Below are 23,168 nucleotides of genomic sequence, written 5' to 3' on the forward strand. Positions count from 1 at the left end.
AATTCCTAGAAGCGCGAATCCGCGCAGAACATCAAGAGTAATCATTACAAGAAATCCCACTCAATGAGCGGGATTTCTTGTATGGTATCCAATTGGAGATTACTCTGGTTTGTTCACTTGTAGTGGGGGAGGAATGAGCCATCCTTTTTCTTTATTCATTTTAAGTATTCTAGCTCCTAATGCAGCCATAGTAAGATGATATTTGGCATATAATGCGGCGACATCCTCTCGAATACATTGTCCCATCGCTTGGCTACAAGCGACCAAACCAATAGAAGTGTCTGCTGCAATTTTAGCGGCTATTTCTGGGTCAGCAAATCTTGCCCCTACAGGGATGTCTTCGATCTTCACTTGAGGGCGATCTGGCATAGTTGGAGCGGGAGCAACTCCGTTGTCTGTGAGCAATTTATCACATTCCTTAATTTCCAGCTTGGCTTGATCAATTAGAGCTTCTAACACTTTCTTAAGATCCTTGTCTCCAGCATGATTTAAATAGGCTTGGTAGCAGGATACAGCTCCTTTAGCAACCATCGAAGCAGACCAAATGCTAAATATCTCACCGTAATGCAGAGGTTCATCTTTTGGATTGCCATTCAAAATACCCATGTATGCACGCACCTTCTATTTTATTTCACATCAACTTTATGATGTCCAAAGAATAAGTGAATATGTATCTTGAATGAAATTTATTAAAAGTGTTGGTATATCTCATGCGATCTATTAGGGAGCGCTTGACTAGATATACTTAATGAAATACGTTTAAGATAAAAGTACGAATCCTTTATAGGAAGTGAGGGCTGATATGATAGATATTCATACACATATACTCCCCTTCGTTGATGATGGGGCTGCGAGCTGGGATGATACATTGAATATGGCTAGAGCGGCTGTAGCTGAGGGTATTACTACGATCATTGCAACACCGCATCATGCCAATGGGAAATATATGAATGTGGCAGAGAAAGTTGTGGAGCATACCCGTCAAGTTAATGAGAGGTTAATAGCTGAGGGAGTTCCAGTTACTATTGTGACCGGACAAGAAATTCGGATACATAGCGATTTAGTAGAAGCTTGGTTCAGAAAGGAATTACTTCCGCTGGGTAATTCTAATTATGTACTGATTGAGATGCCATCCTCTGTCATTCCGAAGGAGATGGATGAATTAATCCACGAGCTGAATATTATGAAGTTAAAGCCTATCATTGCTCACCCTGAACGAAATGCGGAAATTGTGAAGCATCCAGAAAGGCTGGCCAAGCTCATTGAGAGAGGCGCCTTCGCGCAAGTTACAACGCATTCCTTACTTGGTAGCTTTGGCAAACAAATTGAGAAATCAGCATGGTCGTTATGCAGAAGTGGACTCATTCATATCGTTTCATCGGATGCTCATCATGTAGTACGCAGAGGATTTCAACTACGCGAAGCTTATGATGTTATCCGGGACCGTATGGGGGAGCCATGGGAGAACTATCTTCTAAACAACGCGCAGTGTGTGATTGAAGATAAGTCTTTTGGTCCAATGCCAGATTTAAAGCCTTCGTCGGAGCGAATTATGCATCGTTTATTACCCTTTTTCACAAAAAAGTAACGTTTTAAGACCAAGAAAACCGATTTTTTCGGACATTCATGGTCTTTTTTTGACTAAAAAAGTTGCGGAATATGTCGAAAAATATCATTTCATTCTTTTTTTTTGGGACGGTGGCCAATAGTCCCTGTTTTGGGTATTACAAATAACTAAAGTGAACATGAATAGAGCTTAATTTGCTCCATATTTCTAAATATCAACAGAACATTAATGATGAAACATCCTAGATATCATAAGGGTTGAAGCGGATTTTGGTGACATATGAATTAGTCTAAATAGTAAACTACCAAAAAAAACTAAATAAAACAAATTTATTACAACATTACCCATTTTATGAGCTAAAAACAGAAAAAACATCTTCATATTTTCACAACGATTAGGAATACATACCTATGGTAAAGTTTTGAAAATGAGTAAGATTATCTAAATGCTCCTATGTCTTTATTCTCTCAAGAATTAATTCATTTTGTGGCATACTGTTTATACAATAGTTAAGATTTTGTCATATGTTGAAATTGTAGCAGACAAGAAAGGCTAAGTTCCATTAATCAATGTAGATAAACGCCATTTGATGAATGGAGGATGTAAATGAATACAGATACGAATCGAAATCAGAAGAAGATCAAGTTGAAGAGATTTTTGGAAAAACTATCGGAAGATCCTACACTATTGAATCAGGATAATGTTGTAGAATCTAGATCATTATCTGAATATCTGATATTAACAGGTTATCGCCCGAAGGATGGACCTATTGATATGGCAGAACTAGTATCGCTGCTACTGAAGAGGATTGGTCTTCAAGCCGATTCAGAAGATTTGATGGAATCCGTCATGAAGGGCGGGTCGATCGATCATTTCATGAACACATGGAAGTAAGAAGCTAAATAGTTATCAATCATCTGGTATTGTATTGTTCTAAATGTTTCTATGAAAAACTGTGCCCTAATATTCGCGAATTGAATAACTACATACTTATACCAATTCATCAGGAATAGTTATTCATAGAGATTTATACATCTATGGGTAAAACACGCCTTCGTGTTCGCGAAATGAATAATAAATATAATAGGTTATTCGAAATGAATAAAGTGTATTGAGAATACATACAAATTTGAATGAGTTCGGAGGAAATAATGTGGAATTGAAACAATACTGGTTAATCGTCAAAAGAAGGTTGCTGTTGATTGTATTGATTATTGCGGTAAGTTGTCTGTCCATCGGCATCTATTCCTATTACTTCATTACACCACAGTACGATGCTTCCGCTAAATTAATCGTCAACCAGACTAAGGACAGTAGCTCACTGATACCGAGTATAGACCTTGGCTCTATAAACACGACGATTGGGCTGATTAAAACTTATAAAGAAATTATCAAAACACCTCGATTGATGAAGATTGTCGTCAAGGAATATCCAGAGCTTGGAGTGACACATGGTGAGCTTATCGGCAAAGTAAGCGTGAGTTCCGTTAATGAAACGCAAGTCATGTCCATATCTGTCAGGGATAATTCCTATGAGAAGGCAGCGAATATCGCCAACGCGGTAGCAGTCGTATTTCAACAGAAGATTCCTGAACTGATGAAGGTCGACAATGTTTCAGTCTTGGATAAAGCCGATCCAACAGAATCACATGACCCAGTAGCACCGAATGCGAAGCTCAATATTGCTGTAGCATTCATGTTGGCATTGATGTTTGGCGTAGGGATTTCCTTTCTACTCGATTATTTGGATGACACGGTGAAGACGGAGGAAGATATTGAGAATCTGCTTGGGGTTCCTGTATTAACTTCAATTCCAAGATTTAAAGAAAGTGACTTCGAGGATCGGAACAACAACGCTCCGATACCGACTGGGAGGGAAAACAATGTCTCACTTGATTCCTAAATGGAACCTTATTACGGAGAGTAATCCAATATCGCCAATCTCTGAAGGATACCGAATGCTCCGGACCAATATCGAGTTCTCGACATTAGATCGACAGTTACAAGTCATTATGATCACTTCTTCTAATCCGAATGAGGGGAAGAGTACGACGAGTGCGAATATAGCCGTGTCTTTCGCTCAAGCTAATAAACAAGTACTGCTCATTGATGCGGATCTACGGAAACCATCGCAGCATCATATCTTTGGGAAGTCCAATCGGATTGGATTAACTACTGCTTTGTTTAAACAGAAGGAGTTAAGTGAGATCATCCAACAGTCCAATACGGAGAACCTATCCATCCTTCAAGCTGGACCTACTCCACCCAATCCATCAGAGTTACTGTCTTCTAAACAAATGGCTACTCTGCTAGACACGATTAGGGGAATGTACGATGTGATCATTATCGATACCCCGCCTATCTTGTCCGTAACAGACGCTCAAATCGTAGCGACTTTAAGTGATGGCGTTGTACTTGTCATTGAATCGGGGAAAGTGAAGAAAGAAATGGTGCTTAAAGCGAAAGCATCCCTTATGCATGTGAACGCCAAGTTGATCGGCGTTGTTCTTAATAACATTAATCGAAAACATTCAGATTCCTATACCTATTATTACGGAGAAGGAAACGACGCTTAGCGTCAGTTCATCCTAATGATAGGCGAGATAAATAGGAAGGTAATGTCTCCTGCACCTCTATCACTGGAGACACTCGGTCATGCTGTGGGTCAGCCGACCTTAGACGTTCTTCGTCAAGGGTGTGATGTGAGGAAGGGTTCAATGCCCTTTATGTTTTATTTGTACATAGCACTTTTAGAAACTCAATACAATGCGAATAAAAAAAATAGGATAGGGTGAAATCAAAATGAAAAAAGTAACGAAAGCTATTATTCCTGCTGCTGGACTAGGTACACGCTTCTTACCTGCAACGAAAGCAATGCCCAAAGAAATGCTCCCCATTGTTGACAAGCCAACCATCCAGTACATCGTGGAAGAAGCTATTGAATCGGGAGTTGAGGATATCATCGTTGTAACGGGTAAAGGGAAGCGGGCGATCGAGGACCACTTTGATATCGCATTTGAGCTTGAACATATTTTACTGGAAAAAGGGAAACTCGACATCCTCGAGAAAGTCAGAAAGTCATCCAATGTGAACCTTCATTATATAAGGCAAAAAGAAGCGAGAGGATTAGGACATGCCGTCTGGTGTGCACGTAATTTCATCGGCAATGAACCGTTCGCTGTTCTCCTTGGAGATGATATTGTGGAAGCCGAGGTTCCATGCATCAAGCAACTGATAGAGCAGTATGAGCGTACCGGACGTTCGGTTATCGGTGTTCAGACGGTAGGTGTGGATCAGACGCATCGTTACGGAATTGTAGATCCGGGTGAAAGAATTGATAACTTATATCAAGTTAATCGTTTCGTGGAGAAACCACCGAAGGGACAAGCACCTTCTAATCTGGCTATTATGGGGCGTTATATTCTTACCCCTGATATCTTTGAATATTTAGGCAAACACGAGTTAGGCGCAGGTGGTGAGATTCAGCTTACCGACGCAATTCAAAAGCTAAATGAGGATAAAGGTGTCTACGCCTACGATTTCCAAGGGACTCGGTATGATGTTGGAGAGAAGCTCGGTTTCATTATGACGACAATCGACTTTGCACTCCGAAATAATGAGCTTAGGCACGAACTGTTGTCGGGACTTCAGGAAGTAATGGATCGTGAGGTTGGTAAAAAATTGGTTGCTGGAAGGAGAGATTGAGATGACGTATACACAATATCGAGATGAATATGTGAGAGGTGTCTCGGATTACTATTCGAATAAATGGGCTGAGCAAGAAGGTCTATCGTTGTATTCGATGCTCAAACGTACGATTGATATCATCGGAGCGTTGGTAGGTTTAATTTTATTAAGTCCGCTGATTGCCTTTATCGTTATATTAATTAAATGGGAAGATCCTTCAGGCTCAGCATTCTTCTATCAGACGAGGGTCGGCAAGAATGAGAGATTGTTTCGAATGTACAAGCTTCGTTCCATGTATAGTGATGCCGAAGAAAAACTAAAGGATCTTCTACATCAGAACGAGATAAGCGGTGCTATGTTCAAAATGAAAGAAGATCCACGTGTGACGAAGGTCGGAAGGTTTATCCGAAAAATGAGTATTGATGAACTTCCACAATTATTCAATGTACTTAGAGGAGAAATGTCATTAGTAGGTCCGAGACCTCCTCTTACGAGAGAAGTTGCGGAATATACGTCTTATGACAAGAAGCGATTGTCCGTCATACCAGGCTGCACAGGGCTGTGGCAGGTTAGTGGAAGGAATAATCTATGCTTCAAAGAGATGGTTGATCTCGATATTTCATATATTGAGAAAAGATGTATATGGTTCGATATTAAGATTATGTTCCGAACGGTGAAGGCCGTGGTTGGCTCCCAGGATGCATTCTAACTAAGAAATGGAGGGGGAGAGAATGGCAAGAATCCTTCATATTTCAGAGTTTACAAAGGGCGGTATTGAGACCCATCTTCATGAAGTATTGAAGTACCAATGTGATAACCATGATATTTATCTCATGGCATCGCAGCAGGATTCGAACTTAGATTCACTTGCAATCGATCCTGATCGATTGCATATATACCCTTATAAAAGAAGTCCAAAATATTTTATCAAAACCATGCAATGTATTCAAAGAATGATCAAAGAGATTAATCCGGAGATCGTACATGTGCATGGAACGTTTGCAGGGTTCTTCCTACGAACGTTGTTTTTGTTGAAAAGAAAACGTCCCATCGTGATTTATTGTTCACATGGATGGGCTTTTCTAATGGACACACAGCCTTGGAAGAAGAAGGTATTTGCAGGGATAGAGAGGTTGCTGTCACTACGGACAGATTGCATTATTAACATTTCGCAGTATGAATATCAGATGTCGATGAACTACGGTTTGTCTTCCAAGAAATCGGTCGTTGTCTATAACGGGGTATCTGATGCACCAGATAATCATTTATTGCCGTTCAATGTCAATAAGGACAAGATTAATCTACTTTATGTAGGTCGATTTGATCGACAAAAAGGTTTTGATTTGTTACTCGAGGTATTTAACGATCATCAATTCATGGAAGTTACTCTGTATTTAGTGGGTGATACCGTATTGAAGGAATTTGATTATGATTATCCGAGTAATGCTGTAAAGATCGGTTGGGTGGACAATTCAGAGATCGACCGTTATATAAGGGCATGTGATGCTGTTATCGTTCCGTCACGCTGGGAAGGATTCGGTATCGTTGCCATTGAGGCATTACGGAATAAGAAGCCGGTTATCGCAAGCAACCGCGGTGCACTTCCTGAAATTATCCAGCATGGTGTGAACGGGTATATCTTTGACTTCGACAACAAGGAAGAGTTGGCGAATATAATTCAAGGTCTGAATAAAAACAAGCTAGAAATGATGGGGGAAACGGGAGAGAAGATCTTTTATGAGAAATTTCATTCAGATAAGATGAACAAACAAATCGAGCGAATATATGCGGACGCTTTGAAGAAACAAGGCGATTTGTATCCCGTAACCGTCAATAAATATGTCTAGTACTATGGGGATGAAAGGGATGATGAACGTAAGTTTAATTGGCAATCATGAGGCTAAGACAAATAAAGAGTTACCCGAGAAATCGGGTGTGAATCAGGTTTTTCTCGCATGTTATCTTATTATCTTACTAATTCTAACGGTCTATCAGGATTTTCCACTCGTTAATATCATTGGTGAGATAGGAAGATCGCCTATTATATTGTTATTCCCTCTTTTTATATTTTGCGAGATTGCGATGCTATCTAAATATAAGAAGCTGATGAATGTGACCAAGCTCCAGAAGTACTTGTTTGCTTTTATTATCTATTTAAGCTTTATCAGTATGGTCTATATTCTTATTCAATTCCTGCAGGGCAATTACAGCTTTGCATCCGAGAACCTGCTTGGTAAGGCGATAAAGGTGTTAACTTATTTCGTTGTTATCTTGCTGTATGTCAGGCACATGCAGCTTGTCTTCACAAGAATCAACAGTTTTAAGCTACTATATAGCTGTTTCCTTGTGGTGATGAGCCTTCTGGTAATCATTATGATTGTGGAATTGGTCAGTATGCCGAATGCCCTTACCTTCTTGCATTCTGGAAGTCATCCCTATTGGAGGGTGAGGTTACTCACTTCAGAGAGCAGCACAACGGGATCTATTATCGTCGTGTACTCTTCGATTCTTATCTATCTTTCTCAATATTTAAACCCGGTTGCTAAGACGCTGTCCATTGTATATGCTACTAGTTTTTTTCTGTTTTGTTTATTCGTTACAGGATCGAAAGGGTTCTTGATCGTAATTCTGCTAACGTTGGTCGTGACAATGATCAAATTTCTCAATTTTAGGAAGAAAAGAAACTTTATTGTGCTTATAGCGGTTGTCGTGGCAATGTATTTGTTTATTGCTTATTTCTCAGCAGGTTTGTTTAGTTCTTTTAGTAACGATATTGAGAATTACACATCATCCTACACGCGGATGGGTACGATCATTATCGCACTTGCTACCGTCTTTCATCATCCGTTGGGGGTTGGTACTGGGGCCTACCTCATGTATTTCAATGAATATGTAGCTTACTCTATTCAATTGATGTCCCGTTTCTATTATAACGTCTTCGGTATGAGTCAGATTAATGTGGGAGAGTTATTGCAATACTCAGGTTCGGTTAAGAATTTGGGTGTTAAATCGGGTTTCTTCCAATGGGTGATGTTTGGTGGGGTTTTCTCTATCGTATTCTTTTATCTGTTAGCCAAAGATCTGATCATTAAAGTGAAATCGAACTCTATCCTGTTTCTGTCACTCGTGTTTATCCTATTATCACTGCTCTTTGTAGCACTTGAGATTAAGTATGAGGTATGGCTACTATTTGCCTTTATCAGCTTTTTTCTAGGAAAGAATGAAGTAAACCAATCCAATATGTCGGGGGTTAACCAATGAAAATGCTTGTTGTATGCAGTGATTTTCCATATCCCGCCGATCATGGCGGCAGGGTGGATACATGGGGGAGAATTAAGGTGCTAGCCGAGCTTGGATGGAAGATCCATCTTGTCGTTTGTGGCAAACAAATGCCTTCGGACGCGGATATGAAAGTGGTATATCGCTATGTCGAAGACATCAAGCTGTGTGAGAGACGAAGTAAACTGGTAGATTTGCTATATGTTATCCCTATGCAGGTGCAATCAAGAAACGTACTTCGATACGTTAATATCGATGAGGATTATGATTATGTGCTGCTCGAAGGTGATTATGTGTATCCCATTCTAAGTAACCCGCATATCAATCATAATAATGTGATTTTACGGGTTCATAACGATGAGGCGGTTTACTTCAAGGCGCTAGCTAGAAGTACCAAGAATAGAATTCACAAGCTCTATTACCATATGGAAAGTTGGAAGTTCAAGACTTTGCAAAAGAGAATGATACAGAAGGTAGACAAGTATTTGTTTATCTCCAATAAAGAATTTGAAATCTTTCAAAGTCTACATCCTGCAACAAAAAGCTTATTTCTACCTCCACCAGTCACAAGAGATGCCTTTCTTGCGAACACGTTTCAAAGTAAAAATGTCATATTTATTGGATCATTGTTCATGCCAAATAATCGTGAAGCGATTGAGTGGTATCTTGCGCATATTCATCCGTTGATGTTGAAGGAGACCGATTACAAATTTATTATAGCTGGGAATAGTCGGAAACAGAGTTTAAGTTGGCTCGAGTCTTATGATATGACGAATGTCGTTGTACATGATACGCCGGAGAGTCTGGACGATATTTACAGTAGTGGTTATCTATTCGTTAATCCGATGCGCAATGGTGCTGGTGTGAAGCTCAAGACCATCGAAGCGATCCAGAATGGTTTACCGGTCATCTCGACTTCCATTGGTTATGAAGGCACAGGGCTTGTTCATAACAAGCACATTATGGTTGCCGACAAGCCAGAGGAATTCTATCACAGCATGAAGCAGTTGTTCGATAATCCTGCTCAGGCCCAAGCACTGCTAGAGTCGTCCCAGAAGTATATAAGGAATCATTATGATCACAAAAAAGTGCTAACAGGCTACATAAATTCGTTGAATGTCAGTGTTCAAATGGAGCAGGTGTTGTGAATGGTTAAAGAGAGAATCCAGGTCTTATTTGTTACCCATGCGGAGAAAAAGGGTGGCGCTGAGCAAAGTTTGATTCATTTAATAAATTATTTGGATACGTCACAATATCGGATATTCTTATTAAGTCCCAAGAATGCCGAATATCTAGGCGAAATCAGAACAAAGTATGAGCACTTTCCACTCCAACTAAATAGCATTAAGAAGAAACTAGGTTTTGGCTATTTGGAAACTGTATTTCGCATCAGGGCATTCGTAAAGAAACATCATATTGATATTATTCATGCCAATGGCTGGCGGGCACCATGGTATACTGCACCGCTCAAGTTTCTAACCGATTGCACATTGGTTTGGCATCATCGTGATTATACCCATTTGCGGATGTTCAACCAGGTGTTGCCGCGATTTTTCGATCAGGTTATTTGTATCTCCCACTTTGTGGCGAATTCGATTCAGGGTTCGAATAAGACGATTATATATAACGGTGTTGATCCCGAACTTTCCTTAAACATGAAGAGCCGAAGTCTCATGGAAGACGATACGCTTATTATGGGGACATTCGGGCGCATCGTAGAGTGGAAGAGATACGATCTTGTGATCGAGGCTGTGAAGAAGTTGGCTGATCATAAGAAGTATAATTGGAAACTGCTGATTGTGGGTGATACCTCTGTCGATGGATCAGAGAAGTATTACAATGATATGGTCCAGAAGGTCAGTGAATATGGCTTAGAAGAGAACATAATCTTTTATGGATACAGTAAAAAGCCACTTGATCTGATGAAGGAATGCGATCTGACGATTAACTTCTCGTTGAATGAGCCATTTGGAAGAGTGATTATCGAATCTCTGCTCGTGCAAACGCCTGTCATCGTGTCAGATTCTGGCGGGGCACCTGAAATTATTCATCTAACGGGTGGTGGATTTATTGTAAAGGATGGGGATGTGGACGAGCTGTATCAGACGATTCAGCGTGTCTATGACAAAGCTATTAACCATAAGGAGCTTTCAATTCAAGGATATACGAACGTAATCAATGACTTCAATATGAATACAATCGCTCGAAAGGTAGAGTACACCTACCAATTATTAATGGCGAAGAAGTTGAAGTCGGGAGTGGTGAGATGATTCTATGGGGTTCTCATACAACCAATTGAGTATCGGCAAGATACTCGCTGTTCTGAAGGGAGCAGCCATTCTGCCGATCATGACCAATTCTGTAGGTCGATTAGGCCGGATAGCAGGTAAGCTAACGGTGAGAAATAAAGGCGAGTTCATAGTTGGACGGAATGTATCCTTTCATGCTAAGCCATTTCCATCATCCATTTCTGTCGATAAGCAGGCCAAGCTGTGGGTGGGAGATAACGTGTTTTTCAACTACGGTTTAGATATTGGCTGCACGCAATCCATTGTGATCGGTAGCAATACGATCATAGGCCCAATGGTTAACATTATTGATACGAACTTTCATCCCGTAGATACGGAGGATCGATCCCATAGTAAAGACATTGTTATTTCCGATAATGTCTGGATTGGTAGGGGGGTGCTTATCTTACCTGGTGTAACGATTGGACATAATGCTGTGATTGCAGCAGGTAGTGTCGTAACGCGCGATATTCCAGCCAATGTACTGGTCGGGGGTACACCTGCCAAGGTTATCCGTGAGATCAATGTTCCGAATGAATGGATTCGCAGATACAACTGAAGTATTAAGGTGGGATAGAATAGCGGGTTATGCCAAGAAAGGAGGATCCGCTTGAGCTTAAACAAGGTGAAGCATGTCATCAAGAGAGTAGATCGTGTACTAAGAGGGTTCCTCTTTCGGTTCAGAACGACAAAAAGTGGTTCACATCTCCAGGTATCCGGTTCTCATATCATTTCGAAATGCAGTAATACGAAGCTGATTATTGGCAACAGGGTCATGCTCTATGACAAAGTGAATTTCTATCTGGATCAGCCGGGGGCAGAAATCATTATTGGTGATTGTACTTACATCAATCGTCGGACAGAAGTCATGTCCAAGGCTTCGGTTACCATAGGTAAAAGCTGCGCGATCTCATGGGACGTGGTCATTTCGGATACGGATTATCATGAAATCGTAGGAACGTCTTCGACGAAGCCCATCGTCATTGGCGATGAAGTATGGATCGGCTGTAAATCTACCATTCTAAAAGGAGTTACGATTGGTAATGGTGCTGTAGTTGCCGCTGGGTCCGTCGTAACGAAGGATGTGGAACCCTATTCACTTGTAGGAGGGATACCGGCTAAGGTGATTAAAAGGAATATCCGGTGGACTTAATTCTAGAAAGGGTAGGAGAGTAAAGAGATGAAAGTATGGATGTGGCCTAAATCAAGTAAGTTGAATTTCTACAATGATTTATTAACCGATTCGTTATGTGAAGCAGGTATGGACATTATGGACTTGAGGCATGGTAAGTTGATGTTGAAGGTCGGTCAAGTGAAGTCCGGGGATATTGTCCACATTCACTGGATGCATCATGCTTACCAGAATCGAAATCTGCTGGTGTTCATCTTGAAGTCATTCATCTTTATATGGACGATGCTGTATTTGAAGCTGAGGAACGTACAGTTGGTATGGACGATTCATAATCTGTATCCGCATCATGTGAAGTATCCGAGAATGGAGAGGTTCATAAGAACGATCATATGCCGATTCTGCAACAAGTTGATCGTTGCCTCTGAATCCATCAAGAGGAAGGTCATGAAGGAGTTCAATGTTCCAGAAAGCAAGCTATTCGTAGTGAAGCATGGTCATTACTTGGGCGTGTATAAGTCGAAGGGAATAGACTTTCGGCTGAAATATAATATTAGTGAGAACGCAGAAATATATTTATTTCTTGGTGCAATCATTGCGTATAAAGGGGTCGAAGATTTAATCGAAGCCTTTAATACAATCAAGACGAAGCAAACCTACCTGATCATAGCAGGAAAAGCGGACAGTGAGATGGAGTCCTATTTGCAGCAGGTGAAGGACACGAGGAATATCATTCTGGACATACGTTTCGTCCCCAATGATGAGATCGCGGATCTGATTAACACCGTGGATGTGATGGTGATGCCCTATAAAGAAATTACGACTTCCGGTTCGGCGATACTTGGACTCTCTTTCCAGAAGCTGATTGTTATGCCAGACAATGATTTCATCCATGAATATTTCAAAGAAAACATGGTTGTCCACTATGATCCGATGAGTGAGAACGGACTTGGTAACGCAATGAAAGAGGCCTTAAACGTTAAGGGAAAACAAGAAGCTCCAAAGTATGATGAAGTGCTAAAGGAATTAGAGTGGAGCGCCATTGCGCAAAAGATCAAAAACGTTTATCGGGGAGGGTGATGAACGATGAAGGTGACAGTGGCCATTTGTACTCATAACCGCGCAAAGGATACAGGAGAGGCAATTGAAAGCGTGCTTGCTCAGAACTTCGATAAAAGTGACATTGAAATTCTCGTGATCGACAATCAATCGAGTGATCATACAGCTGAGGTGGTGCATGATCTATGTCATCAACACGGATCAAGGATAAGGTATATTCTCGAACAAAAGCTTGGACTATCTGTTGCCCGTAACAGAGCGATTAAGGAAGCACAAGGAGAATATATTCTATTTCTAGATGATGATGCGTTGGCCTCAAGCCAGTGGGTGCAGCAAATTGTGGACGTATTCGAAAGCAATCCGACTATTGGCTGTGTCGGTGGACGAATTGATCCAATCTGGGAGAGTCAGGAACCGGACTGGGTTCCGAAGGAGTACCGTTCCGTATTTACGATTCTCGATTATTCGAATGTAGTGAAGGAAATGCCATCTCCTTCCATTCCGTATGGTGCGAATGTGGCCTTTCGGACAAGTATATTCCATCATATGAAGCCATTTCGCGAGGATTTAGGACGGGTCGGAAACAACCTGTTGTCTAGTGAAGAAAGTGAGCTGATCGCAAGGCTTCGCGAGAACTATAAGGTGTATTACACACCGTTTGCATCTGTTCAGCACAAAATTGCGAAGGAGCGAACGACCAAGAAGTGGTTCTTGAAACGAATGTTCTGGCAAGGCGTAAGCGATGCGGTGAAACGTCAGGATACAAGCCTTTTGGTAGTTGTGAAGCATACGATTCGAATGCTGTTGGCGATCCTATCATCTCTGCTTTCCATCTTCCATTTCAAAACATGTATTCGGCAGATCATGAAAATTTGTTACCGCAATGGATCGCTTATGGGCATCTTGCGCTATAACAGTAGGGGTTGAACATAAGCAATGGCACAACTCGCATTTCAAAAAGCATGGAGGGGGAATGGACTTCTACAAACGATTCTTCGCACAAGCGCGACTAATCTCCTGGTTATGGTCATTAGTACTTTGACCTCTATTGTAACAGCGCGGATGTTCGGAGTCGTAGGTAAAGGGGAGTTCTCGGCCATATTATTTTGGCCAACGCTACTTGCAGGGCTCGTTGGATTCGGACTTCCTACCTCGCTTATATATAATATGAAGCAACACAAAGATAATGGAGCTCATTTCGTAAGGGCAGGCTTCCTGTTCCAAATACCCGTCAGCCTGATTGTCGGCATTGTCGCTTGGATCTGGCTACCCACATGGCTTGGAAATTATCCGGAATCCGTTATTCAAACCGCTAGATGGTATACAGTACTGATGCTACCTATATTGCTCGCGATCAATCTAATCTCGGCGCTGGCACAGAGCACAGGCAAATTCAATGTATACAACGGTGTTCGGTTATATTTCCCATTGCTGAACTTTATGGGACTTCTCGTACTTTGGACTGTTGGAAATTTAAGTCTTCATTCTGCTGCACTGGTTTTTCTTATAACCAGTGTATTTGTCATACTATGGGCCTTGTATAGCGTAAGAGATGAGCTTCGAATCAACTGGTTCAAGGGTTTGGGGAATAGGATAGCAGCCAAGGCATTGTTCGGGTATGGAAGTAAAGTATTCGGTGTAGAACTACTGGGGACATTATATTCTCAATTCGATAAACTCATCATACTTTCGATGCTGACTGCAAGAGATTTAGGACTATATACCGTTGTTTATGCCTTGTCTCGTGTATTCAACGTTGTGCAGACGGCGATTACGAATGTTATCTTCCCCAAGGTAACGGGTATGGATAAGGACAAGATTATTGCGACAGTCGGTCGGGCATTTCGATTGTCCATGCTTCTGATGACGATCGTCGTCATACCAAGTATGTTCGTGGGTCGTTATCTAATGGGGGTACTGTTCGGAGCACCATTCCTCGAGGCAAGCGGAGCATTCTATCTGCTGTCGTTCGAGTGCATTCTCGGTGGCGGTTCTTGGATACTAGCCTCTTCGTTTAATGCGATGGGACGACCCGGACTCGTACTAGTTAGACAGCTTATCGCATTAGCAGTAACCATTGGGTTATTCTTCGTGTTCACTCCGCTGTATGGACTGAACGGCATTGCGCTTGCTTTACTAATTGGTGCGATTATCCGTTTGGTGGTCACAATGGCGGCGATGCGAATTGTCTTTCAGGTGAAGATGAGAGGGATGTTGTTTGATAAGAACGATTTTCATTTTCTAATAGAGCGGATTAAAGATAAAACAAAAAGTAAAGGAGTGGGCTGACTTGCAAATGAAACCGAATGTTCATCCCATGGACGGATTGAAGAAACAACTTAGCCAGATTCTGAGTGTGATCCCACAGGGTTCGAGCATATATTATATTGATTATCCCGTTCATAGTAACGGCGGAGATCTACTGATCATGAAAGGTACGGAGGCTTTCTTTAAGGAATACAATATCCGCGTTGAAGCGCGTTACAGCGTACTAGATTTTCCAGACAAACTGAAGATTTCGAAAGACCACATTATCGTTCTTCATGGCGGAGGGAATTTCGGGGACCTATATCCTGTGCATCAAAAGCTACGTGAGAAGATCATTACTGACTATCCTCACAACCGGGTTGTTATTCTACCACAGACTATTTTTTATACTAAAGAGTCGGAATTCGATCGAACGGCTGAAGTTTTCAACAAGCATAAGGATGTCCACCTCTATGTTCGAGACACCTTATCCCACGATAAGGCATCCGAGAAATTTCATGAATGCAGTGTCTATTTATCGCCAGATATGGCGCACCAGTTATGGCCGATTATGCCAAAGAGTAGCCCAGACAAGGACCTATTATATTTCTTCCGTACTGACATCGAGAAGACGAAAGAGCAGGAGCAGCTAGAATTGAACGGACGTGGAGATTACTTAGATTGGACGTCCTTGTATAACCGATACGAGAAAAAGTCGATTAACCTGATTGTACGAATGATGAGAAAAGGCAGTGGACCTCTTCCTATGCAAGTTATTTGGGGGAACTATTCAGATTATTTAGTGAATAAAGCGGTTAAACGATTCAGCGGATATCACAACGTGCAGACATCAAGGTTGCATGGTCATATACTAGCCTGCTTGATGGACAAGCCCAATACGCTATTGGATAATTCATACGGTAAAAATTCTAATTACTACTACACCTGGACGAGCGGAATCAAAACAGCTCAACTTGTCGTGGATAACCAACCCTATGAAGCCAAGCCTCACGAGGTTAATTTTGTATCAAAAATATATCAAGAAACGTTGATCAACAAAGTTAACTCTATGCTTTCGAAGTGAGTTTTGTTAGAAGCAATATCAGGAAGTAAATCATTATACAAAACTTAGGTATATGCTCCCGAAGCAAGTTTTGTTAGAAGAAATAACAGGAAGCGATATCATTAAACAAAACTTAGGCATATGCTTCCGAAACGAGTTTTGTATGAAGTTATATCAGGAAGTAAATCATTATACAAAACTTTTAGGAGGGTTCCACATGAAAATTGTTCTTCTTTCAGGAGGTTCAGGCAAGCGGCTATGGCCCTTGTCGAACGAGTCACGATCTAAGCAATTTTTGAAGGTGCTACGCAATGATGTTGGTGAGCGGGAGTCGATGGTACAGCGAGTTTGGGGTCAAATAACCAAGGCCGGCCTAAGTGAGCATGCATATATCGCAACCAGTAAACCACAAGTTGAGATGATTCAGAGCCAGCTAGGTAACGAGATTGAAATTATCGTCGAACCGGAAAGAAGAGATACTTTTCCAGCGATTGCACTGGCAGCAACTTATTTATATTCAATACAAGGAGTCAGCTTAAATGAGACGATTGTCGTTATGCCGGTCGATCCTTACGTGAATGAATCGTTCTTTCATAAGACGAAGGAGCTTGAGTTGATTCTGAACGAATCTGGGGCGGACTTGGCGCTTATGGGTGTGAAGCCAACGTATCCATCAGAGAAATACGGTTATATCGTTCCGAACAAGGGTACCCAAGTGGAAGATCCTTATGTAACCGTTCATAGCTTCAGAGAGAAACCCCGCGAGGAAGAAGCGGTAGCCATGATACAGCAGGCTGCGCTTTGGAACTGCGGTGTTTTTGCATTTAAGCTCGATTTCCTCATTAACATATTGATTGAGAATAATTACCCGATCCATTATGACGAGATGTCCAGGCATTATAGCAAGCTTCCGAAGAATAGCTTCGACTATGAGGTTGTGGAGAAAGCAGGTCATATTGTAGCACTACCTTATGCTGGCGAATGGAAGGATCTTGGAACGTGGAACACGCTAACGGAGGAGATCGAAACTTCGCTAATCGGTAAAGGGATTATTGCTGGTGACTCTCACAATACACATGTCATTAATGAACTTGATATTCCGATTACACTGATTAATTTATCTAACGTGGTCGTAGCCGCTAGTCCGGATGGCATTCTGGTGTCAGACAAGGCATCAAGCCCAATGATCAAAGAAGTAATGAAGCATTCGGATCAAAGACCTATGTATGAGGAGCGGCGCTGGGGACGTTATCGTGTGCTTGATTATTTGAAATATCCGGATGGAAAAGAAGTGTTGACGAAACGAATCTGTGTCTCACCCGGTCAGAATTTAAGCTACCAATACCACTCGCTTAGGGATGAGGTGTGGACGGTCGTATCCGGTCATGGGGAAATGGTTCTTAACGGCAAGCATTTATCAGTAAATTCAGGCGATGTCTTGGTGATATCCAAGGACACTAGGCATAGCCTGCGGGCGGAAACAGAAATGGACATTATCGAGATACAGACTGGAACAGAGCTTATCGAAGAGGATATCGTCCGCCTTGCTTTTGATTGGAACGAGATCATGCAATTATGTAGCGTATGAATAAATATATGAATAAAGAGGCTCTAAAACAATATAAGTGATTGCAGAAAAGAATGGATGATGCTGATCGTAGCGAAGAGGACGGAATTGTTCTGTAGAAGCGCTAGCGTTCGCCTTTGCCCTTGGATTTCAACCGCTATAGGCGGTATACAATCAAGAAATCTGAGGGCAACAGCGATCGTAAGAATAATCCGTCACCGTAGCGATCTTCTTAACACCACGATTTTCATGTAATAGGTTTGGGTTTGAAGCATAAATGAATGAATTTCATGAAGGAGCGATGAGAATGAAAATTACGGTTATCGGAACCGGCTATGTCGGGCTTGTATCAGGCATCTGTTATGCAGAGCTCGGGAATCAGGTTATCTGCGTAGATAAAGACATTTCCAAGATTGAAATGTTGAACGCCGGAGGGATTCCCATCTATGAGCCGGGTCTGAAGGAATTGGCTGCGGCGAATCGTACGAAGGGCAGACTTTCCTTTACGACCGATTTGCTCAGCGCTGTAACACAATCGGACATTATCATACTAGCCGTTGGAACACCCCCATTGCCTAATGGCGAAGCGAATCTCGATTATATTGATGAAGCAGCACTTGAAGTTGCAGCCGCAATGAACAGTTATAAGATCATCGCTGTGAAGAGCACGGTGCCAGTCGGAACGAATGAGAGACTGGGAGCATTGATTCGAACCCAGACGAATAAACCATTTGACTCCATCTCACTGCCGGAGTTTCTACGGGAAGGCTCAGCAATCCAAGATACGCTGCATCCCGATCGAATCATTATCGGAGCTGATTCTCAAGATGCAGCGGACACCATGACTCAGTTGCATAAGCCATTGACGGAACAGATTGTCGTGACGGATATTCGGAGCGCAGAAATGATTAAATATGCATCGAACGCCTTTCTTGCAACGAAGATTTCATTCATTAACGAGATTGCTAACATCTGTGAGAAAGTCGGTGCAGATGTGACGAAGGTCGCGGAAGGAATGGGCTATGACAAACGGATAGGCCCATCATTTTTGAAGGCCGGTATTGGCTATGGAGGCTCTTGTTTTCCCAAGGATACAAGTGCACTCATTCAAATCGCCGGTAATGTCGATTACGAATTCAAGCTACTACGTTCGGTTGTAGAAGTAAATCGGGATCAGCGATTTAACGTTATTCGGAAGCTTGGGGCGATTTTTGAGGGTGAGTTGAAAGGGAAGACGGTCGCAGTGTGGGGATTAGCATTCAAGCCGAATACCGATGACGTACGCGATTCGCCAGCTTTGGAGATCATTCAGCATTTGGTTGATAACGGGGTTAAAGTAAAAGCCTATGACCCGATTGCAATGGACAACTTCCGCGCTCTATTTGGTAAGGATGGCGTGGAATGGTGCAATGATGCGATGGAAACCGCTCAAGGGGCGGATGCGCTTTGCTTACTCACAGAATGGGATGAATTTGCTGAGGTTGATCTCGTACAGCTGCAATCGGTATTGAAGAGACCCATCCTTATTGATGGACGAAATGTATTTAACGAAGAGCATTTATTAGGTACTGATTTCATTTATTATTCAGTTGGCCGTCCTAGCTTAAATCAAGGCGTGAAACAGCCCATGCCCGTCCTTTAATTTAATGTAAGACCCAAATCTATGATAGAGGTGAATAACATGACATTTAGAAAAAAAATGACCGTATCTGCTCTTACTGTATCTATGCTTACTGCATCGCTTGGAGGATTACCACTTAGTCAGAAGGGTTTGGCACAAAAGTTGGGTATAGTTCATGTTGCTAGTGCTGCGGATTCGGGTCTATCACCGAGCTTATTCCAAGAGCTTATGAACGAACTGAACGCGGCGGAATCGAAGTTGCCGCCAAGTGTATTCTTAGACTTTAAGAGTAGGCTGGAAGCTGCAAGAACGGAGCTACACCCAGGCATTTTCTTAGAGCTTATGAATGAGCTGAACGCCGCGCAGTCGCTACTACCGCCGAGCGTTTTTGAAGAGCTTAAGGAGAGATTGGAAGCTGCGGAAGACGTGTTACCGCCTAGTATCCCCATTGAAGATACGGAGGAGCTGGGTGCCGTGCGAGCGGATCTACCGTCGAGTGTTTTCTTAGAGCGTATGAATGCGCTAAATGCCGCACTCGCAGCGGGTGATCCGTCAGATGTACAGGATGTAAGAGATCTACGCGATGAAATCAACGGGCTCGATGAATCCACGCACCTGAATCTGATTGATCCAATCTGGAATAAAATAAGCGTGAAACTCCCGGAGTCTGTTAATCAAGCGGAGCTCAAGGTCAACTTATTCCGTCTCGTCAAAGCTATAGGATCAATACGTTATGACTCCGGAGCGACAGAACTGGAAGCGATTCGTACGAATCCTGAATTCCGGACAACGCTAAACACGATCGCAGCCGCATCTGGCGCTGGTGAGACTGTAAATATAGTTGATCTTCTCGTGTTTATGTTCGGTGATGGCGATAGCCGAAAGGGTATAGAAGGGACCATAAGTAGTGAGATTCAAAAGATGTCGTTGCAGGAATTAATAAGCTTACTAGGTAATAAGCAAGGAATTACTGCGGTCCTCCTTCAATCAACGGACAAGCTGCTCAGTGCAACGGATGATTACACAGTTAGCTCGATTTTTAATAAATTAAATATTACACCGCAAGATATCAGATCGATGATTCAAGGCTTCCAAGTTACATTGCAAAAGGATGAACCGGCAATCAATGCGATGACCGTAGCCTATCTCCGCACGGTCACGAAGGAAACAGCTAAGATAAGTGAGGATGGACTAAAACATACGTATAGCTTAAGGGTCTCCAACGTAGATATTCCGGGTCTGGTGTTGCAGTGGAGTAAAGTCTCTGGTAGCAACGATGTAAAGGTAACTACCGCTGGAGTTGTGACCATTCCGGAGGGTGTTGAAAGTGCCTCAGCTGTTATCCAAGCGAAGCTGATGAATCCCTATGGAGGAGCAGCTAAAGTTATTTTTGAGAAAGAAGTGACTTTAACCGCAACTGTTAAAGAAGAAGAAACAGAGTTCCCTGCGGAGCAGTTCCTTCAGCGTATGAACAAATTACAAGAGGCGCTCAGAGCAGGAGATCCGACGGATCTTAAGGCAGTTCAAAGCTTACGGGATGAAATTCTCGGGCTTGATGTCGTCTTAGATCAAGCGTTGATCGACCCGGTATGGAATAAAATTGCGACCAAACTACCGGCTTCTGTTGATAAAACGAAGCTGAAGGCGAGTTTCTTCCAATTGATTAAGGCTGTCGGATCCATCCAATATGATCCAAAGGCAACGGAGCTTGAGGCGATTCGGACGAACCCTGAATACCGAGCGACGTTGAAGACAATTGCAGCAGCTAGTGGCAATTCTAATCTAGTCATAGATGATTTTCTAATGTTTATGTTCGGTGATGGGGAGGCTCATAAAGGTATTGAAGGTATCGTTCGGGAAAAACTTGCGAGCATGAGCTCCATCGAACTGCTTAGCCTGCTTAGTAATAAGCAAGAAATGACAGCACTGAAGCTTCAAGCGATGAAGGATTTATTTAGCGATACTACAGGTTATAAGCTGAGTGCTATTTTAAGTTCATTAGGCGTTACGCCACAGGATCTAGGATTGACCTTGCTAGGCTTACAGGTTAAGTTGCAGAATTATGAGCCAGCTAGTTACGCTATAACTATTGCCTATATACGTGCAGAAGCATCTGCAACGGAAACAATAAGCGAGGACGGTCGTCAGCATGATTATAGCCTAAAGGTATTCGGAGTTGACGTTCCAGCTGCGGTGCTGACTTGGAGTAAAGCTTCGGGAAGCGAAGATGTGACTGTGCTGCCGAATGGCTCAGTTACGATTCCAAGAGGTGTAGCAAGTGCTACGGCAGTTATTCAGGCAAAGCTTGTTAATGAAACATCTTCCAGAGTTATTTTTGAGAAAGAAGTGACGTTAACAGCTCTGGAGGAGGAAGGAAATATCTTCCCAGCTGAGCAATTCCTAGAGCGGATGAATCTGCTACGTACTGCACTTGTGGAAGGGGGCACTTCGGATATAAAGGCTGTTCGTAAGCTTCGGGATGAGATTACGGGGCTTAGCGTTACGAAAGATCTAGCATTAATCGATCCGATATGGAAGCCGATTGAGGCTAAGCTTCCTGCTACTGCTAATAAAGCAGAACTGAAGAAAGGCTTATTCGAGATTATGAAAGCCGTTGGTTCGATTCAATACGATCCTGATGCATCCCAGCTTGAAGCGATCCGGACAAATCCGAAATTCCAAGCGACATTGGACACGATCGCGAAGACTGGCGGAGTTACAACTCTTACGATCGATGACTTCCTCATTCTGATGTTCGGTGATGCTGGCGAGAACCGAGGAGTTGAAGGAACGATGCTTGATCGTATGGCAGCTATGGATTCTAAAGAATTTACTAAGTTATTAAAGAATAAGAATGGGCTGACAGCAGTCAAAAGTGAAGCGTTGGCTACCGTTCTATCCGACACGCAAGGCTACGCGTGGAGTGAAGCCATGTACAAACTTGGCGTCAAGCCGGCAGATATGGCCTCCATGGTTCTTAAATTTAAGTCCAAACTAAAACATGATGAACCGGCAATCAAAGCAATGTCTACAGCCTATATTCGAATCAGTGCTGAAGCAACCGTGGAAATAACAGATAGCGGACGCCAGCATGTGTATGGTTTGGCAGTGCTTGGAGTAGAACTTCCTTCGTCTAGCTTGAAATGGAAGAAGGTATCTGGCAGTAAGGATGTTAAGGTAGACTCAAATGGGAAAGTAACCATTTCGAAAAAGGTGTTGGAAGGAACGGTTGTTATTCAAGCAACACTTAGCAATTATTTCGGCGGTAGTTCTAAAGTGATCTTCAAACAAGAGATCAAGGTTGTTAATGGAGATGGAATTATTGACCCAGAAGCTGAAGTGAAAAGAATCGTTGAGTCTCTAAAGGAACAAATGGATGATATCTCAATAAGACTTACTTCTGCCACGGATGACTTTGTGAAAATAGATCTATTAACAGAGGTAATCAAAACTCGTAATGAAAGTGTTGAGAAAATTAACAAAGTAGAAAATATATCTATTGCAGTGAAAGATAAAGCGATCAACAACGCAAAAAATCATGCTAAAAAGATAATGAATCTTATTTTTAACGATTTACGTAATTTTTAAATAGAGACCAGCCCTCTTTCTCACTTTAGAAGGGGGCTGGTCTCTATTTATATTATTTACTTAGTAGTAATTA

The 23,168-nt window shown here is 42.2% G+C and carries 20 protein-coding genes; 19 read left to right on the plus strand and 1 reads right to left on the minus strand.

Going from position 1 to position 23,168, the window contains the following annotated elements; all coding sequences use genetic code 11:
- Nucleotides 1-99 precede the first annotated feature (99 nt).
- Nucleotides 100-606 carry a DUF3231 family protein gene (locus ACP8HI_RS02000; protein WP_438349482.1) on the minus strand — a complete coding sequence of 169 codons (507 nt, stop codon included), beginning with the start codon at nucleotides 604-606 and terminating at the stop codon, nucleotides 100-102.
- Nucleotides 607-802: 196 nt separating this feature from the next.
- Between ACP8HI_RS02000 and ACP8HI_RS02005 the strand changes: the two genes are divergently transcribed.
- The 19 genes from ACP8HI_RS02005 (at nucleotide 803) to ACP8HI_RS02095 (ending at nucleotide 23,095) form a co-directional block, all read left to right on the plus strand.
- On the plus strand, nucleotides 803-1,588 hold the full coding sequence (locus ACP8HI_RS02005) for a tyrosine-protein phosphatase (protein ID WP_438349483.1): 786 nt from the start codon (nucleotides 803-805) through the stop codon (nucleotides 1,586-1,588).
- Nucleotides 1,589-2,173: 585 nt separating this feature from the next.
- A complete protein-coding gene (locus tag ACP8HI_RS02010; RefSeq protein WP_438349484.1) occupies nucleotides 2,174-2,461 on the plus strand; it encodes a hypothetical protein in 288 nt (95 codons plus the stop codon).
- Nucleotides 2,462-2,720: 259 nt separating this feature from the next.
- Nucleotides 2,721-3,470 carry a YveK family protein gene (locus ACP8HI_RS02015; protein ID WP_438349485.1) on the plus strand — a complete coding sequence of 250 codons (750 nt, stop codon included), beginning with the start codon at nucleotides 2,721-2,723 and terminating at the stop codon, nucleotides 3,468-3,470.
- Complete coding sequence (locus tag ACP8HI_RS02020) at nucleotides 3,451-4,143, plus strand: CpsD/CapB family tyrosine-protein kinase (RefSeq protein WP_438349486.1); 693 nt, start codon at nucleotides 3,451-3,453, stop codon at nucleotides 4,141-4,143. Before ACP8HI_RS02015 ends, ACP8HI_RS02020 begins: the two co-directional genes overlap by 20 nt.
- A 226-nt stretch (nucleotides 4,144-4,369) precedes the next feature.
- Complete coding sequence (gene galU, locus ACP8HI_RS02025; RefSeq protein WP_438349487.1) at nucleotides 4,370-5,272, plus strand: UTP--glucose-1-phosphate uridylyltransferase GalU; 903 nt, start codon at nucleotides 4,370-4,372, stop codon at nucleotides 5,270-5,272.
- 1 nt (nucleotide 5,273) lies between these two features.
- The gene (locus ACP8HI_RS02030; RefSeq protein ID WP_438349488.1) at nucleotides 5,274-5,963 is read left to right on the plus strand and encodes a sugar transferase; all 690 of its coding nucleotides are present in this window, start codon (nucleotides 5,274-5,276) and stop codon (nucleotides 5,961-5,963) included.
- 22 nt (nucleotides 5,964-5,985) lie between these two features.
- Entirely contained in the window at nucleotides 5,986-7,101 is a 1,116-nt protein-coding gene (locus ACP8HI_RS02035) for a glycosyltransferase (RefSeq protein ID WP_438349489.1), read from the plus strand.
- A 19-nt stretch (nucleotides 7,102-7,120) separates the two neighbouring features.
- Complete coding sequence (locus ACP8HI_RS02040; protein WP_438349490.1) at nucleotides 7,121-8,515, plus strand: hypothetical protein; 1,395 nt, start codon at nucleotides 7,121-7,123, stop codon at nucleotides 8,513-8,515.
- Nucleotides 8,512-9,681 (plus strand): glycosyltransferase family 4 protein, encoded by a 1,170-nt coding sequence (locus tag ACP8HI_RS02045; protein ID WP_438349491.1) that lies wholly within the window; start codon nucleotides 8,512-8,514, stop codon nucleotides 9,679-9,681. Before ACP8HI_RS02040 ends, ACP8HI_RS02045 begins: the two co-directional genes overlap by 4 nt.
- Complete coding sequence (locus ACP8HI_RS02050) at nucleotides 9,682-10,803, plus strand: glycosyltransferase (protein ID WP_438349492.1); 1,122 nt, start codon at nucleotides 9,682-9,684, stop codon at nucleotides 10,801-10,803.
- Nucleotides 10,804-11,116: 313 nt separating this feature from the next.
- Nucleotides 11,117-11,380: a DapH/DapD/GlmU-related protein gene (locus tag ACP8HI_RS02055; protein ID WP_438351679.1), complete on the plus strand. Its 264-nt coding sequence runs from the start codon at nucleotides 11,117-11,119 to the stop codon at nucleotides 11,378-11,380.
- A gap of 51 nt (nucleotides 11,381-11,431) precedes the next feature.
- Nucleotides 11,432-11,974 (plus strand): acyltransferase, encoded by a 543-nt coding sequence (locus tag ACP8HI_RS02060; RefSeq protein ID WP_438349493.1) that lies wholly within the window; start codon nucleotides 11,432-11,434, stop codon nucleotides 11,972-11,974.
- A gap of 27 nt (nucleotides 11,975-12,001) precedes the next feature.
- The gene (locus ACP8HI_RS02065) at nucleotides 12,002-13,030 is read left to right on the plus strand and encodes a glycosyltransferase family 4 protein (RefSeq protein WP_438349494.1); all 1,029 of its coding nucleotides are present in this window, start codon (nucleotides 12,002-12,004) and stop codon (nucleotides 13,028-13,030) included.
- A 6-nt stretch (nucleotides 13,031-13,036) separates the two neighbouring features.
- The gene (locus ACP8HI_RS02070) at nucleotides 13,037-13,936 is read left to right on the plus strand and encodes a glycosyltransferase (RefSeq protein WP_438349495.1); all 900 of its coding nucleotides are present in this window, start codon (nucleotides 13,037-13,039) and stop codon (nucleotides 13,934-13,936) included.
- A 9-nt stretch (nucleotides 13,937-13,945) separates the two neighbouring features.
- Nucleotides 13,946-15,298, plus strand: coding sequence for an oligosaccharide flippase family protein (locus ACP8HI_RS02075; protein WP_438349496.1), 1,353 nt, complete (start codon nucleotides 13,946-13,948; stop codon nucleotides 15,296-15,298).
- A gap of 7 nt (nucleotides 15,299-15,305) precedes the next feature.
- On the plus strand, nucleotides 15,306-16,340 hold the full coding sequence (locus ACP8HI_RS02080) for a polysaccharide pyruvyl transferase family protein (protein WP_438351680.1): 1,035 nt from the start codon (nucleotides 15,306-15,308) through the stop codon (nucleotides 16,338-16,340).
- 196 nt (nucleotides 16,341-16,536) lie between these two features.
- Nucleotides 16,537-17,907: a sugar phosphate nucleotidyltransferase gene (locus tag ACP8HI_RS02085; RefSeq protein WP_438349497.1), complete on the plus strand. Its 1,371-nt coding sequence runs from the start codon at nucleotides 16,537-16,539 to the stop codon at nucleotides 17,905-17,907.
- 286 nt (nucleotides 17,908-18,193) lie between these two features.
- Nucleotides 18,194-19,528 carry a UDP-glucose dehydrogenase family protein gene (locus ACP8HI_RS02090; protein ID WP_438349498.1) on the plus strand — a complete coding sequence of 445 codons (1,335 nt, stop codon included), beginning with the start codon at nucleotides 18,194-18,196 and terminating at the stop codon, nucleotides 19,526-19,528.
- Between the two features lie 39 nt (nucleotides 19,529-19,567).
- Nucleotides 19,568-23,095: a hypothetical protein gene (locus ACP8HI_RS02095; protein WP_438349499.1), complete on the plus strand. Its 3,528-nt coding sequence runs from the start codon at nucleotides 19,568-19,570 to the stop codon at nucleotides 23,093-23,095.
- The last annotated feature ends 73 nt before the right edge of the window (nucleotides 23,096-23,168 follow it).

Source organism: Paenibacillus sp. FA6 (assembly GCF_051550225.1).
Taxonomy (GTDB): domain Bacteria; phylum Bacillota; class Bacilli; order Paenibacillales; family Paenibacillaceae; genus Paenibacillus_AQ.